The following is a 14,241-nucleotide window of genomic DNA, read 5'->3' on the forward strand; positions in this document are numbered from 1 at the left end:
GCGCCGTCCGCGCACTGCGGGGGCGGTCGGAGTCCACAACGGACTCCGACCGCCCCCGTTTTCGTTTTGCGTGCGATTTTCCCGGGAATTTCTGGGTGACTGAAAAGGGGGTGTCGCCGGCTGGCGGCCGGTTCGCGCACTTGCGCCGCCGGAGGTCTTCGTGAGTGACCGCGCCGTCGGGAGAAGTGCCAGCTCAGAGGCGTATGCGAAGCGCAAGGAAATGCGTCGCACTATCGTACTAATGGGGAATCGAGTCATTTCATCGGTTTTTCTTGACGAGGATTACCCGGGTCCGCGGCAATGGTTGTCGAGCGCTCACCCGGAGTGTTGGCGGGTGTGACTCATGGGGTAATTGGGAAATCCACGGAAAGGGGAATCGTCATGGCCGAGGAAGACGACCTGTTCGAGGAGATGGCCATTCCGGAGTCGGAGACGGCCTTCGCCGGCCACAGCTGTCTTTGTTTCGTCACCGAATACGACGACACGGAGTCGGCGGAGTAACGGCGAGACGTGCCTCCCGGCCGGCGGACGAACCGGCCGGGAGGCACATCTCGCGCCCCCACCCCACGGCTCCCGAAGGCGGACAGCATTGGAAACCCCCCGGCCCCCCGCCCCGCTCACCCTCCGCCGCGACGTCCGGCTCGTCAGCCGTGGCCGGCACCTCTACGTCTGCGCGAGCACCGGCACCCTGCGGGTCCCCGTCCAGCTGCCGACCGACGACGCGGACCACCGGACGGTCACCCTCGACGCGGTGCCCGAGCGGGTGGCCGAGGGCCTGCACGCCCGCGGCCTGGCCCACCCCGGGGACGGCCGGCTGCCGCACCCGCTCTACGGGGCCGGCGCCGAACGCGGGCGTCGGCCGGTCGTGGTCGTGGGAGACGGCCCGTTGGCCACCGAGGCGGTCGCCCTCCTCGAAAGGGCCGGGGTGCGGACCGCACCGGCCGACACCACCGACCAACCGGCCGCGGTGGTCCTCCCGTTGGGCCTGCCCGAAGACGAACTGCTCCGCCGCACCGCCCTGGTGCTGGACCGCGGGACACCGCTCGTGACGTACCTCAGCACCCCCACCCGGCTGCTGCTCGCCACCCTCAGCCCCCCGCGCACGCCCTGCCCGGTCTGCCTCGTGCGGCGGATCCGGGCCAACCACACCTGGCAGCCGGTGGCCGGACTGCCGCTGGACCTGCTGCTGGGCGCGGCACAGAGCGAGGCGTGGCCGACCACCGCCGTCGCGGCCGGCGCGGTGGCCCACGCGGTGCTCACCGCCCTCGCCGCCCCCGAGGCACCCACCGGGCCCCCGGAGCTGACCGAACTCGACCACGCCACCTGGGAGCGCACCGGGCACGCCCTGTTCCACACCCCCGGCTGCCCCGCGTGCGCGAGCGCCGCCGTGCCCCCCAAACGGGACGGGACGGCCGCCGTGGACGTCGCGGAGAGCTGGCGGCTGATGCGCGGCGCGGTCGACCCGCTGACCGGGCTGGTGCCCGAACTCCGGGTGGACGAGCCGAGCGGCCCCGACGGCACCACCTATGCGCGCACCGCCGGCATGACCACCACCACGTGGTTCTCCCCGGTGGCCGCCGAAGCCCGCGGCGGCGCGGTCAAGAGCGACCCGGTCAACGCCCGGGTCTGCGCGGTGGGCGAGACCATGGAGCGGTACGCGGCCGGGGTGTACGACCCCGACCGGCTGGTCCGCGCCACCCTCGCGGAACTCGGCGACGCCGCGGTCGACCCGCGCAGCCTGCCGCTGGGCTCCGACCAGGAGTACGCCGCCCAGCGCCGCTACGCCCCCTTCGACCCGGCCGTGCCGATCGACTGGGTGGCGGGGACGTCCCTGACCACCGGCCGCCCGCGGTACGTCCCGGCCTGCGCCGTCTACCTGCCCTACCGTTTCCCGCGCGCCCACAAGCCGTGGTTCGACCCGATCTCCACCGGGCTAGCCGCCGGCGGCTCGTACCACCACGCCGTGCTCGGCGGCCTGATGGAGAGCGTCGAACGCGACGCCACCCTGGTCTTCTGGGAGAACCGGCTGACGCTGCCCGGCCTCGACCTGACCGGCCTGCCCGACGGGTCCGCCCGGCGCATCGTCGACCGGATCACCGCCGAGGGCGCGACGGTCACCTGCAAGGACCTCACCACCGACCTGGGCATCCCGGCCGTCGCGGTGCGGTTCGCCGGGGGCACCGCCGAGCGGCCGGTCGTGGTGCACGCCGCACGCGCCGACCTCGACCCGCACACCGCGCTGCTGGGCGCGCTGGAGGAGGCGTGCCTGTGCCGGACCGGCGCCGGCATCTGGCTCGAAGAGGGCGAAGTGCCGGCGGTCGACGCCGCGTTGAGCAGCCTGAGCGAGTTCTGCCTCTACTACTGCGCGCCCGACCGCCAGCACCACCTGGCCTTCTGGGCGGACGGGCCGCTGCACCCGCTGCCCGCTGCTCGGCCGGCCGGCAGCCTCCAGGACGACGTCGCCGAGGCCGTCCGCCGGCTCGCCGCCCGCGGCCACGAGGCGATCGCCGTCGACCTGACCCCCATCGACGTCGCCGAATGCGGCGTCAGCGTGGTCCGCACGGTGGTCCCGGGCCTGTGCCCGCTCACCCTGCGCAGCGACTTCCACCGGCGCGGCGGCCCCCGCGTCCGCCAGGCCCCGGTCGCGATGGGCGTGCGCGCCACCGCGCTGACGGAGGACCAACTCAACCCCTGGCCACTGCCGTTCCTGTGACACCCGCCGACCTCCCCCCCCACCGACCGCCGACGACCCGCCGGAGGGCCCCGACCACCGCATGGACGACACCACGGCCCACGACGCACCGGGCGCCCCGAACGGCGCCCCCGACCACGACGCCCGCCCCTACCGCCGCAACCCCGACCTGCTGCTGGAGTGGGCGGACGGCGGCGGCCCGGTCCTCGTCGACTGCGGCAGCTGGCGGAAGTTCGCCGCCAAGGCCGTCCTCGTCGACCTGCTCAACCAACTCGACCGCCCGCACACCGCCGACCAACTCCAGGACCACTGGCGGGAGTCCGCCCCGGGCGGCGACGTCCGCAGGCTGCTGGACCGGCTCGCCGCGGCCGGCATCCTCCGCCGCTGCGCCCCGCCCCCGACGGACGCCGCCGAAGACGCCGAGGACGCGGCGAAGGACCCCGGCGCCGGCTGGACCGCGTACGAGCGCGCCGTGCACGCCCGCTCGGGCCTCGGCCCGGACGCCGCGGCCGGCCGCGGCACCCCGCCGCCGGCCCGCCTGGACCACCCCGGCGTCGACGCGGTGATCGCCCTTCCCGACGGCGCCGACGCGCCCAGCCGTCCGCTGGTCGACGTCCTGGCCGCGCGCCGCAGCGTCCGCGGCTACGCTCCCGACCCGGTGCCGCTGCCGCTCCTCGCCGCTCTGCTGGCCCGCGCCGTGCGGGTCCGCGGGCACCTGGCGCCGCGGGCCTACCAGCAGACCCAGCGCCCGGCCCCGTCCGGCGGCGCCCGCCACAGCCTGGAGGTCCACCTGGTGGCCCGGACGGTCGCCGGACTGGCCCCCGGCGCCTATCACTACGACCCGTTCGCCCACGTCCTGCACCGGCTCGCCCCCTGGACCGACGACCTGGCCGCCTTCCAGCAGCGCACCGTCACCGACCCCGCACTGCTGGACCACGCGCCCCCGGCCAGCCTCTGCCTGACCGCCGTGGCGGCGCGCACCACCTGGAAGTACGAGGGGATGGCCCTCAGCCTGATCTACCGCGACACCGGCTGCCTGATGCAGACCCTCTCGCTGACCGCCACCGACCTGGGCCTGGCCTCCTGCCTCACCGGCCGCATGGAGGCCCCGTTCACCGCCCCCTTCCTGCCCCCGTCCCTGCGCGCCCACCTCAGCCACGTCGGCAACATGGCCCTCGGCCTTCCCACGAGCCCCCTGGCGGCCCCCGACGTCACCCCCCTCGATCTCTGACGCTCAGTCAGCACCCGGGCGCCATAGGAATCCCCTATGGCGCCCGCTGGAATTTGGTCTTTGCCTCGCGTTCTTTTCCGGATCTACCGTGAAACGGCTCGACGAGGTGCGCACCGCGACTTCTTTCGAAGAATCGCGCCCGGCGCACGCCGCTTTCTCCTTTCCGTCGAGCGGACCCGCACGCGAGCGAAAAGGAACGGTGGCATGACCACGAGCAAAACCGAACGGGGAACGGGCGAACTCGCAGGAAAGCGGGCGCTGGTCACGGGCGGCACCCGCGGCATCGGAGCGGCCGTGGTGCGCCAACTCCTGGCCGCGGGCGCCGAGGTGCTCACAACCGCCAGGTCGGCGCCGGACACGGTGCCGCAGGGGGCCGCCTTCGTGGCGGCCGACGTGCAGACGCGGGCCGGCGCGGAGGCGCTCGCCGCCGCCGCGCAGGAGACGCTCGGCGGGGTGGACGTCGTCGTCCACAACGCGGGCGGGGCGCGCCCGCACGCGGGCGCCTCGGCCATCCCCGACGAGGAGTGGCAGGCGGCGCTGGACCTGAACTTCCTGTCGTCGGTGCGGCTGGACTCGCTGCTGGTGCCGGGGATGCGGGAACGGCGTTCGGGGGCGATCGTGCACGTCTCCTCGGCCGCGGTCCGCACCCCGGTGGGCCAGTTCCTGCACTACACGACGGCGAAGGCGGCGCTGGAGAACTACAGCCGGGGCCTGTCCTCGGAGCTGGCCCCGTTCGGAATCCGGGTCAACACCGTGTCCCCCGGCCGGACCGCCACCCCCGGCGGCGAGGCGACGCGGGAGCAGTGGGCGCGCCTGAACGCGGCGCCGGGCCAGACCAACGCCGCCGACGCCCCACCGTTGGGGCGCGACGGCCGGCCCGACGACATCGCCGACGCGGTGCTGTTCCTCGTCTCCGACCGGGCGGGCTGGCTGACCGGGAGCAACCTCGTCGTGGACGGCGGCGAATTCCCCCGGGGGTGACACCGGCAGCATTCCGCAACGCCGTTTTCGAAAAAAGGAATTCACGGGCGTGAGCTGATCGAAGCCCCGCGCGCACGAGAAAACAGAAGGAATCCAGTCATGGGCAAGTACAGCGGCAAGAACGCAGTGATCACGGGCGGCGGCAGCGGCATAGGGCTCGCGACGGCGAAGCTGCTCGTGGACGAGGGGGCCCGCGTGGTGATCACCGGTCGCTCCCAGGCCACGCTCGACGCGGCGCTGGAGCACCTCGGCCCGCATGCGGTGGCCGTCCGGGGCGACGTGGCCGCGCTCCCTGACCTGGACGCGCTGGCCGACCGGGTGCGGGGCGAACTCGGCACACTGGACGCCCTGTTCGTCAACGCCGGCATCGCCACCCTCACGCCCTTCGCCTCGACGACGGAGAAGGCGTACGACGAACTGTTCGCGATCAACGTCAAGGGCGCCTACTTCAGCGTGCAGAAGCTCGCCCCGCTGCTGAACACGGGTGCCGGCGTCGTCCTCACCACCTCGGTCGCGAACGTCCTCGGCGTGCCGGAGACCAGCGTCTACGCGGCCGGCAAGGCGGCCCTGCGCTCGATGGCCCGCAGCCTCTCCCGCGAACTGCTGCCGCGCGGGATCCGCGTCAACGCGGTCAGCCCCGGCCCCGTCGACACCGGGGTCCTGGAGGGCACGCTGACCCCGGAGGCCGCCGAGCAGTTCAAGGCGCAGCAGGTCGCGGGCAATCCCATGCGGCGCTTCGGCACCCCCGAGGAGATCGCCGGGGCGGCCGCGTTCCTCGCCTTCGACGCCACGTACACCGCCGGCGCCGAATTCGTCGTGGACGGCGGCGCCACCCAGCTCTGAGCCCGTCCTACCGTTCCGCCACGGGCTCGGACCAGGTCTCCTGACGCAGGAGTTCGAGCAGGGCCGTCTCCGCCGGGCCCGCGACGGGCCGGACCACGGCGATCACGGGCTGGGACACCACCGGGAACACCGGACGCACGAGGTGCTCGTGCCCGCGGGGCACCGCGGAGGCCGGGACGAGCGTCGCCCCCAGCCCGTGGGCGGCCCAGCGCACGGCCGTCGCCGTCTGGGACACGCGGGCGACGGTGGTCGGGGTCAGCCCGTTGTCCCGCAGCACCTCCAGCAGTACGCCGTCGAGGGCGCTGTCACGGTCGAACCGCACCCACGGCTCACCCGCCAGCTCCCGCAGCTCGACCCGCTCCGCGGCGAGCTGCGGGTGCCCGGCGCCCAGCACCACCACGAACTCCTCGTCGCCGAGGTGGTGGGCGTTGGCGGGAGTCCGCTCGCACTTCGCCATCAGGGCGAGGTCCAGCATGCCCCGGCGGTACAGCCGATCCATCTCGGCGGAGCTCGGCTCCTCGAAGACGGTGACCTCCACCCGCGGGAAGCGGCGACGCAGCGCGCCCAGCGCCCCCGGCAGCTGCCGCGTGCCGAAGCCCATCTGCACGGTGACCACCAGCTCGCCCACCAGCTCCTCGGCTCCGGCCCGCGCCGTCGCCCGCGCCCGCCGCGCCGCGCGCACCGCGGCCTCCGCGTCCCGCAGGAACGCGCGGCCGACCGCGGTCGGCACCAGCCCCGTCGGCGTCCGCGCGAACAGCTCCACGCCGAGCTCCCGCTCCAGGCCGCGGATCTGCTGGGACACCGAGGGCTGGGCGACGCGCAGCCGCTCCGCCGCCGCGGTCACCGAACCCTCCTCCGCAACGGCCAGGGCGTACTCGAACTGACGAAGGCTCATCGGACCCCGTCCCCTCCCCGCGGGGACCGCAGCCCCGTCGTCCTCGCTGTCACAGCGGGCAACTCGGTTCCGCCGGCGGAGATTCCCGCCGCGAGCGGCAACTCCGTTGACCCTCGAAGGAGATGGAGGGGTGGGACGGCTGCCGCGGGGACACCTCAACACCCCAGCGCCGATCACCACGCGGCCCTCACGCACAACACCCCCCTGATCTGCGTTTCCGCAGTTCAGGGGGGTGTTACTGGCGGTAGCGGAGGGATTTGAACCCTCGGTGACTTGCGCCACACTCGCTTTCGAGGCGAGCTCCTTCGGCCGCTCGGACACGCTACCGAGAGAGAGCTTAGCCCAAAGGGCCCCGTGCGCCGAAATCGGATTGCGGTCAGTGGGGCGTGCGGCGGTCAGCGGTCGCGGAAGAAGGCGGTCAGGAGGGCCGCGCAGTCCGCTTCCAGGACACCGGCGACGACCTCGGGGCGGTGGTTGAGCCGGCGGTCGCGGACCACGTCCCAGAGGGAGCCGACCGCGCCGGCCTTGGCGTCCCGGGCGCCGTAGACGACCCGGTCGACGCGGGAGAGCACGATCGCGCCGGCGCACATCGTGCACGGTTCGAGGGTGACGAGGAGCGTGCAGCCGGTCAGTCGCCACTGCCCGACGGTCCGGGCGGCGGCGCGCAGGGCGAGGACCTCGGCGTGTGCGGTGGGGTCGCCGGTGGCCTCGCGTTCGTTGTGGCCGGTGCCCAGGACCGTGCCGTCGGCGGACAGCACGACGGCGCCCACCGGGACGTCTCCGGTCCCGGGGGCGCGGGCGGCCTCCGCCAGCGCCCGGCGCATCGGCCCGGTCCAGGGGTCGCGCAGCGGGTCGGGCGTGGGGGAGGGGAGGGAGGCGGACGGAGGGACGGTCATGTCCCCAGTGTCGGGGACGGGGTGGTGCGGCCGGTGCCGGGCCCGGCGGTGCGAGGGCCCGGCGGTTCAGCGGACGGCTTCCAGGAGGTCGGAGCAGCCCAGGGCCTCGGCGATCGACCCGAGGGCGTCGCCGTCGAGGGCCAAAAGCTCCCGTTCGCCGACGCCGACGTCCTCCAGGAGCCGGGCGTCGCCGAGCGGGCCGCGGGCCACCGGTGCCTCGTCGGTGTCCCGGCCCTCCGGGTCCTCGTCCTCCGTTTCCGGTTCGCCGTCCTCGGTGCCGTCCAGGTCGAGCAGGTCGAGGTCGTCCGCGTCGTCGTCGCGGCCGAGCAGCTCGTCGGTCAGCATCGTGCCGTACGAGCTCCTGGCCGCCATCGCGGCGTTGGAGACGAAGACCCTCGGGTCGTCCTCGCCGTCGATCCGGACGACGCCGAACCAGGCGTCCTCCTGCTCGATGAGGACCACTACCGTGTCGTCGGCGGCTGCTTCTCGGGCCAGGTTGGTCAGATCGGTCAGCGTTTCCACATCGTCGAGCTCTGTGTCGCTCGCTTCCCACCCGTCTTCGGTGCGCGCGAGCAGTGCGGCGAAGTACACCGTGACTCTCCCACTGGTAGAGGCGTGCCGGGCCGGGCGGGGCGGCGCTGCACGCCGCTGCTTCCCGCCCCTTTCGGAATCGTGGCAGAAACATCCCGTCCGCGCGGCGTCTTCGACGCTGCGTCGTGCGGACGTTGTGAGAGATGTCGCTCACGTGCCGGAGCGTGGGCGGCATATGACGGGCGCCGGGGCCTTGCGGCTCGGTTAGTGTCGAGGTATGCGGATCCACGTCGTCGACCACCCGCTGGTGGCGCACAAACTCACCACTCTGCGCGACAAGCGCACCGACTCCCCGACTTTCCGGCGGCTCGCCGACGAGCTGGTCACCCTGCTCGCCTACGAGGCCACCCGTGATGTGCGCACCGAGCAGGTCGACATCGAGACGCCGGTGACGGCGACCACCGGCGTGCGGCTGTCGCACCCCCGCCCCATGGTCGTGCCGATCCTGCGGGCCGGGCTGGGCATGCTGGACGGCATGGTCCGGCTGCTGCCCACCGCCGAGGTCGGCTTCATGGGCATGGTGCGCAACGAGGAGACCTACGAGGCGCACACCTACGCGACGCGGATGCCCGACGACCTGTCGGGGCGGCAGGTGTACGTCGTCGACCCGATGCTGGCCACCGGCGGCACGCTGGTCGCGGCGATCAAGGAGCTGATCAAGCGCGGGGCGGACGACGTCACCGCGATCTGCCTGCTCGCCGCGCCCGAGGGCGTCGAGGTCATGGAGCGCGAGCTGGCCGGCACGCCGGTGACGGTGGTCACGGCCGCCGTCGACGAGCAGCTCAACGCGGACCGCTACATCGTGCCGGGCCTGGGCGACGCGGGCGACCGCATGTACGGCACGGCGGGCTGAGCCCGTCCTTCGCGGCTGAGCCGCCGGTAGTCCGCGGGGCCCGCACCACTCGTGGTGCGGGCCCCGCGGCGTTCAGCACTTGGCGGGGGCCGGCGCCTGGGCCGGGCGGGACAGCAGGGCCAGGGCCTTGGCGGCCTGCTGCGGGGCGGTGAGCTCCTTGAAGGCGCCGCCGATGATCAGGTCGAGGTCGGCGCCCTTGCGGTCGTCGGTCTTCAGCTGGGCGCCGGCGAGCTGGGTGGCCAGCACCTTCAGCGCGCCGCCGGTGGCCGCCGCGGGGCCGAGCAGCATGCCGGTGCCGGCCACCTTCTTGTCGTAGGCGGCCGGGGCGTTGCCCACCTTGCCGATCTTGAAGCCGCGCTTTTGGAGTTCGTCGGCGGTGCGCTTGGCGAGACCGGAGCGCGGGGTGGCGTTGTAGACGTTGACGGTCAGGGACGCCGGGGCGGGCGGTTTGGCGGCCGACGGGGCGGCCTTGTCGGGACCGCCGGTGCCGTCCGGGCACGGTCTGGTGTCCTGCGCGGCCTGGGCCGTGCTGCCCCGGCCGCCGAAGACGTCGATGAGCTGCAGAGTTCCCCAGCCGACCAGCCCGAGGGCGCAGGCGCTGGCGACGATGCTGAGGATGATGCGGCGACGGTGGCGGGGGCGGCGCATCCGCGGGTACCTGTCGCCCGTGATGCGGTACTTACCGCCCATTCCCGGAGGCGTCAGCATGCTCATGGCCGCAGCGTAGTCCCGGGCGTGTGCCGTGCCTACTAGATGATCAGTGCGTTGTGTGAGGGAAACCCGAGTGGGCCAATTCGACTGGCGCCGCGGCGGGTTCCCGTGCTGACGCCCGAACGGCCCAGCGGGCGCCGTCCGACCGTCAGTTGTCGAGTTCGAGGACGCGGGCGTGCAGTACCTGGCGCTGCTGGAGGGCCGCGCGGACCGCGCGGTGCAGGCCGTCCTCCAGGTAGAGGTCGCCCTCCCACTTCACGACGTGGGCGAAGAGGTCGCCGTAGAACGTGGAGTCCTCGGCGAGCAGCGTTTCGAGGTCGAGCTGCTGCTTGGTGGTCACCAACTGGTCGAGGCGTACCGGGCGCGGGGCGACGTCCGCCCACTGGCGGGTGCTCTCCCGGCCGTGGTCGGGGTACGGCCGCCCATTTCCGATGCGCTTGAAGATCACACGGAAAGCCTACCGGGCCGGAGGCACCGGGCGCAGCCAGGAGGGGGCGGCGCAAAGGAGATCAATCACGGCAAAATTGGATCTTTGGTGGGTGATGAGCTGGCTGATACGGCACGAACGGGCTATCGCTCGCTCGTCCGCTCGCGACGGCCGGCAGCCGCCCCGGAACATGGCCGGATCACCACCGTCCCGGGGCCGGTGGGCCCGGCTGCCAGTAGGTGACCGCGGCGGTGCCCGGGTCCACCCGGATCGGGGCGTGACCGTCCACGCCGACCTGTGCGGGGGTGGTGCGGGCGGTCAGGGCGATGCCGAATTGGGACGCCTTTTCGGTCGTGCTGGCCGGGGCGCTGCGGCCGCCCGGTCCGCCGGGCGCGGCGGCGGTGAGCACTTCGGCGTAGGCGGTGCCGTCGGGCGGGAGGACGACCGGGGTGCGCGGTCTGCTGTACGGCAGGGGTGGGAGCGGGTCGGGGAGCCGGTCGCCGAAGTGCAGCAGGGGGTAGGGCTGCGCGGCGAAGGTGCAGGTGCGGTCCGCGATGTTGGTGACGGTCAGCAGCATGCGGCGGTCCCGGTGCGGCTCCGCGCCGGCGTGGAAGCGCAGCATGTCGGGCGTGCAGGCGTTCCGGTCGCGGGGGTGCGCTCCGGCCGTGGGCGACGGGGCGGCGACGGTGCGCGGGCCGGCGGCGTCCCGTTCGCCGCCGGCGTTCTGGCAGGCGGCGAGGGGGAGGGCGGCCGCGGCGGCCAGGACGGCGGCGACGAGGGTTCGGGCGCGGCGGGCGGCGCCGGTGCACCCGGACGGGGTCGGGGGCGAAGGTGCGGGCCGGAGGGGCATGGGCACGATTCTCGGGGAAGGGGGGCCGGGGCGGACAGGGACCGGTCAGCGAACGCCGGGCGACGCCTTGGCCGTGGACGGGGGCGCGGACGGCGTGGACGTGGCGGGCGTGGGGAGGCCGCTGGATTCCGCGCCACCGGTGGCACCGTCGGTGGCGCGGCCGGACGGCCGGCTGGTCGGGACGGGCGGGGCGGTGCTGGGCGTCGGCCGGCGGGAGGGGGTGCCCGGGGCGGTGCCGAGGGGGCCGCGGCCGGGCTCGGCGGAGCGGCCCGGGGCGGACGGGTACGGGGTGGGGGTCGGGGTGGCGCCGCGCGGGGACGGCGTGGCCGGGATCGGCGGGGCGGCCGGCTGTGGAGGGGCCGGGGCGCGGTCGGAGGTAGTGGCGAGGTGCGCGGCGAGGGCGACCACGGCGGCGGTCGCCGCGGCGGCCAGCGGCAGCGCCAGGCGGCGCGGCCGGAAGGAGGTGCGCAGGGCCGGCCAGGACGGGCGGCCGCGGCCCCGGTGCGGGCCGGGGGGCGCCGCCGGGCGCAGGTCGTGGACGTCGACGGCGTCGGCGCGGGCCGCGAGGGCGCGGCGCAGCCGGTCCTCGACGGGGCGTTCGCCCGTGGCGTCCCAGGGGGCGGTGTCGCGGGTGCTCAAGACCGTTCCTCCAGGATCTTCTCCAGGGCGTCCAGGGCGCGGCTGGCCAGGGACTTCACCGCGCCGCGGCTGATGCCGAGGGTCGTGGCGATCTCCGCTTCGGTGAGGTCGCCCCAGTAGCGCAGGACCAGCACCTCGCGGCGGCGGGCGGTGAGGGCGCCGAGCGCGGCGAGGACCTCGCGGTGCTCCTCGTCGAGCACCACCCGTTCCTCGGCGGACGGCGCGTCGGCCTCGTGCGGCGGGGTGTACTCGCGGGCGGTGCGGCGCCGGCGCAGCACCGAGCGGGCGGCGTTGACCACCGCGGTCCGCAGGTAGGCGAGGGCGTTGTCGACCTCGCCGAGCTGTTCGCCGTGGCGCTTGTAGAGGGCGGCGAAGGCGTCCTGGACGACGTCCTCGGCGGTGGCGCGGTCGTCGACGAGGAGGACCGCCAGCCGGACCATCTTCAGCCGGTGGGCGTGGTACAGCTCGGTGAGGGTGGGACGGTGCGGCTCCGGGGCGTCGTCCCAGGCGTGGGCCGACTGCCGTGCGGAAGCGGGGAGTTGGTGGACGGATGCGGAGTGGCGGGCCGGCGACTCGCGGCGGACGGCGCGCAGCAGGCGGCGCCAGGCGGCGCGCCGGAGCCCCGGCAGGGCGAAACCTGCCGGGGCCGGGTGCGGTGCGTAGTGGGCCATCGTTCCCTCGGGCGTACCCGGTCGGTCAGGCGCGGTTCCGGCGCACGACGTAGAGCGCGCCGCCGCCCACCGCGATCAGGGCGGCCGCGCCGGCGCCCAGGGCGAGGGTGGTGCCGGAGGAGGCACCGGTCTTGGCGAGCTGCTGGCCGTCGCCGGTGTCCTTGCCGGGGGCCGGCCGGCTGCCGGGCTGGCTGGGGACCGGTGAGGGGGTGGCGGTCCCGCGGGGCGGCACCGGGGACGGGGTGGCGCTGTGGCCCGGGGGGTAGGTGGGTTCGGCGCTCGGGGCGCTGCTGTGGCTGGGCGGCTGGGTGGGTTCGGCGCTCGGGCCGCTGCCGTGCCCGGGCGGCTGGGTGGGGACGGGCGACGGGCTGGCGCTGGCGGCCGGGCCCGAGGCGAGTGCGGAGGCGGGGGCGGCGTAGGCGGTGCCGGTCGTCGAGATGGCGGCGAGCGCCATCGCGGCCAGGAGGCCGGCACCGGCCGCACGGCGCGTGCGGGAGGGACGGGCGGTACGGGACGGGTTCACGGTCGGCTGCTCCAGTTCGTCGACGGTGGCGCCCGGGGGCGCCCTCACCCGAGACGACGTGCGGCCGGGGGCGGGGTTGCCGCCCGCGCCGAAAAACTTTTCGCGGGCCGGCACCGCGTTCGTGACCGTATCCCGTGACGGCCGGCCGCCGCCGGCCGGTGCGCCGGGGCCGGCCCCGGCTAGCCCCTCGCCGTGAGGGCCACCGGCGCGTCCGCGTGGTCGTGGTCGTGGTCGTGTGCGCAGGCGTCGGCGGGGCCGTGCACCGCCCAGGCCGGGAACGGGTCGTCGGCCGCGGTGGGGACGGGCTCGTCGGGGGCGAGGAGGCAGGCGGTCAGGGCGGCGTGCAGGGGCGCCGGGCGCAGGTCGGTGCCGATGAAGACGAGTTCCTGGCCGGACGGGCCGAGCGGTTCGGCGGGGCGGTCGGCGGCGTCGGTGTCGGTGTCGGCGGCGTCGTCGGCGTCCGCCCCGGCCGGCTCGAAGCGGGCGACCGCGCCCGCCTGGGACCACAGTCCGGTGACGCCGGGCCGGGTGGCGAGCCGGAAGAAGCCCTTGGAGCGCAGGACGTCGCCGTAGGCGCCGCCGTCCATGCCGGTGGTGACGAACTGCCAGAGGCGGCCCGGGTGGAAGGGACGGTCGGCCCGGAAGACGGTGCTGGAGATGCCGTACTCCTCGGTCTCGGGGACGTGGTCGCCGTTGAGTTCGCGCACCCAGCCGGGGGCCTGTTGGGCGCGTTCGAGGTCGAAGCGGCCGGTGTCCAGGACCTCGGCCAGCGGGACCCGGCCGTGCCGGGCGGGGACGATCCGGGCGGCCGGGTTGAGGCGGGCGAGGGCGGCCGCAAGGCGGTCCGCTGCGGCCGCCTCGACCAGGTCCGTCTTGTTGAGTACGAGGACGTCGGCGAACTCGATCTGGTCCATCAGCAGGTCGCTGACCGTGCGCTCGTCGTCCTCGTACGGGGCCAGGCCGCGCTCCACCAGGGCGTCGCCGCCGGCGAGTTCGGGCAGGAAGGCGGCGGCGTCGACGACGGTGACCATGGTGTCCAGGCGTGCCAGGTCGCCCAGGGTGGCGCCGTCGTCGCGCGGGACGGCGAAGGTGGCGGCGACCGGCATCGGCTCGGAGATCCCGCTGGACTCGATCAGCAGGTGGTCGAAGCGGCCGGCCCTGGCCAGCCGGTCGACCTCCGCCAGCAGGTCGTCGCGCAGGGTGCAGCAGATGCATCCGTTGGTCATCTCGACCAGGCGTTCCTCGGTGCGGGAGAGTGCCGCGTCGCCGCCGCGGACCAGGGCGGCGTCGATGTTGACCTCGCTCATGTCGTTGACGATGACGGCGACCCGCAGGCCCTCCCGGTTGGCCAGGACGTGGTTGAGCAGCGTGGTCTTGCCCGCGCCGAGGAAGCCGGAGAGCACGGTGACGGGCAGGCGGGGGCGGGTCGGCACGGCGC

Annotated in this window: 16 protein-coding genes and 1 tRNA gene; 6 read left to right on the forward strand and 11 right to left on the reverse strand. The window is 74.7% G+C overall.

Annotated features, from left to right (window positions below; genetic code table 11):
- Positions 1–381: 381 nt before the first annotated feature.
- The 5 genes from ACLJT4_RS06350 (at position 382) to ACLJT4_RS06370 (ending at position 5,747) form a co-directional block, all read left to right on the forward strand.
- Positions 382–501, forward strand: coding sequence for an azolemycin family RiPP peptide (locus ACLJT4_RS06350; RefSeq protein ID WP_020930782.1), 120 nt, complete (start codon positions 382–384; stop codon positions 499–501).
- A gap of 88 nt (positions 502–589) precedes the next feature.
- On the forward strand, positions 590–2,713 hold the full coding sequence (locus ACLJT4_RS06355) for a YcaO-like family protein (protein ID WP_411121372.1): 2,124 nt from the start codon (positions 590–592) through the stop codon (positions 2,711–2,713).
- Between the two features lie 61 nt (positions 2,714–2,774).
- Positions 2,775–3,923 (forward strand): SagB family peptide dehydrogenase, encoded by a 1,149-nt coding sequence (locus tag ACLJT4_RS06360; protein ID WP_411121373.1) that lies wholly within the window; start codon positions 2,775–2,777, stop codon positions 3,921–3,923.
- Between the two features lie 204 nt (positions 3,924–4,127).
- The gene (locus ACLJT4_RS06365) at positions 4,128–4,904 is read left to right on the forward strand and encodes an SDR family oxidoreductase (protein ID WP_411121374.1); all 777 of its coding nucleotides are present in this window, start codon (positions 4,128–4,130) and stop codon (positions 4,902–4,904) included.
- Positions 4,905–5,003: 99 nt separating this feature from the next.
- Positions 5,004–5,747 carry an SDR family oxidoreductase gene (locus ACLJT4_RS06370; protein WP_411121375.1) on the forward strand — a complete coding sequence of 248 codons (744 nt, stop codon included), beginning with the start codon at positions 5,004–5,006 and terminating at the stop codon, positions 5,745–5,747.
- Between the two features lie 7 nt (positions 5,748–5,754).
- Here the strand turns inward: ACLJT4_RS06370 and ACLJT4_RS06375 are convergent, their stop codons facing one another.
- The 4 genes from ACLJT4_RS06375 to ACLJT4_RS06390 all read right to left on the reverse strand — a co-directional run bounded on the left by ACLJT4_RS06375 (position 5,755) and on the right by ACLJT4_RS06390 (position 8,129).
- Entirely contained in the window at positions 5,755–6,642 is an 888-nt protein-coding gene (locus tag ACLJT4_RS06375) for a LysR family transcriptional regulator (RefSeq protein ID WP_411121376.1), read from the reverse strand.
- A gap of 239 nt (positions 6,643–6,881) precedes the next feature.
- Positions 6,882–6,969: transfer RNA gene (locus ACLJT4_RS06380), tRNA-Ser, on the reverse strand.
- 68 nt (positions 6,970–7,037) lie between these two features.
- The gene (tadA, locus tag ACLJT4_RS06385) at positions 7,038–7,538 is read right to left on the reverse strand and encodes a tRNA adenosine(34) deaminase TadA (RefSeq protein ID WP_411121377.1); all 501 of its coding nucleotides are present in this window, start codon (positions 7,536–7,538) and stop codon (positions 7,038–7,040) included.
- A gap of 66 nt (positions 7,539–7,604) precedes the next feature.
- On the reverse strand, positions 7,605–8,129 hold the full coding sequence (locus ACLJT4_RS06390; protein ID WP_411121378.1) for a hypothetical protein: 525 nt from the start codon (positions 8,127–8,129) through the stop codon (positions 7,605–7,607).
- Positions 8,130–8,346: 217 nt separating this feature from the next.
- Between ACLJT4_RS06390 and upp the strand changes: the two genes are divergently transcribed.
- Positions 8,347–8,982: a uracil phosphoribosyltransferase gene (gene upp / locus ACLJT4_RS06395; protein ID WP_016572552.1), complete on the forward strand. Its 636-nt coding sequence runs from the start codon at positions 8,347–8,349 to the stop codon at positions 8,980–8,982.
- Positions 8,983–9,054: 72 nt separating this feature from the next.
- On the opposite strand, the gene ACLJT4_RS06400 is transcribed toward upp, so the two are convergent.
- The 7 genes from ACLJT4_RS06400 to ACLJT4_RS06430 all read right to left on the reverse strand — a co-directional run bounded on the left by ACLJT4_RS06400 (position 9,055) and on the right by ACLJT4_RS06430 (position 14,236).
- Positions 9,055–9,696, reverse strand: a complete 642-nt coding sequence (locus tag ACLJT4_RS06400) for a LytR C-terminal domain-containing protein (protein ID WP_411121379.1) — start codon at positions 9,694–9,696, stop codon at positions 9,055–9,057.
- 145 nt (positions 9,697–9,841) lie between these two features.
- A complete protein-coding gene (locus ACLJT4_RS06405; RefSeq protein ID WP_016572550.1) occupies positions 9,842–10,141 on the reverse strand; it encodes a type II toxin-antitoxin system VapB family antitoxin in 300 nt (99 codons plus the stop codon).
- A gap of 178 nt (positions 10,142–10,319) precedes the next feature.
- Positions 10,320–10,970 (reverse strand): DUF4232 domain-containing protein, encoded by a 651-nt coding sequence (locus tag ACLJT4_RS06410; protein ID WP_411121380.1) that lies wholly within the window; start codon positions 10,968–10,970, stop codon positions 10,320–10,322.
- A gap of 45 nt (positions 10,971–11,015) precedes the next feature.
- Complete coding sequence (locus ACLJT4_RS06415) at positions 11,016–11,609, reverse strand: hypothetical protein (protein WP_411121381.1); 594 nt, start codon at positions 11,607–11,609, stop codon at positions 11,016–11,018.
- Entirely contained in the window at positions 11,606–12,280 is a 675-nt protein-coding gene (locus ACLJT4_RS06420) for an RNA polymerase sigma factor (RefSeq protein WP_411121382.1), read from the reverse strand. Before ACLJT4_RS06420 ends, ACLJT4_RS06415 begins: the two co-directional genes overlap by 4 nt.
- A gap of 25 nt (positions 12,281–12,305) precedes the next feature.
- Positions 12,306–12,851, reverse strand: a complete 546-nt coding sequence (locus ACLJT4_RS06425) for an LPXTG cell wall anchor domain-containing protein (protein WP_411121383.1) — start codon at positions 12,849–12,851, stop codon at positions 12,306–12,308.
- Positions 12,852–12,982: 131 nt separating this feature from the next.
- Complete coding sequence (locus tag ACLJT4_RS06430; RefSeq protein ID WP_411121384.1) at positions 12,983–14,236, reverse strand: GTP-binding protein; 1,254 nt, start codon at positions 14,234–14,236, stop codon at positions 12,983–12,985.
- Positions 14,237–14,241: the final 5 nt, after the last annotated feature.

The organism is Streptomyces sp. x-19, from assembly GCF_046549115.1.
Classification (GTDB): domain Bacteria; phylum Actinomycetota; class Actinomycetes; order Streptomycetales; family Streptomycetaceae; genus Streptomyces; species Streptomyces albulus_C.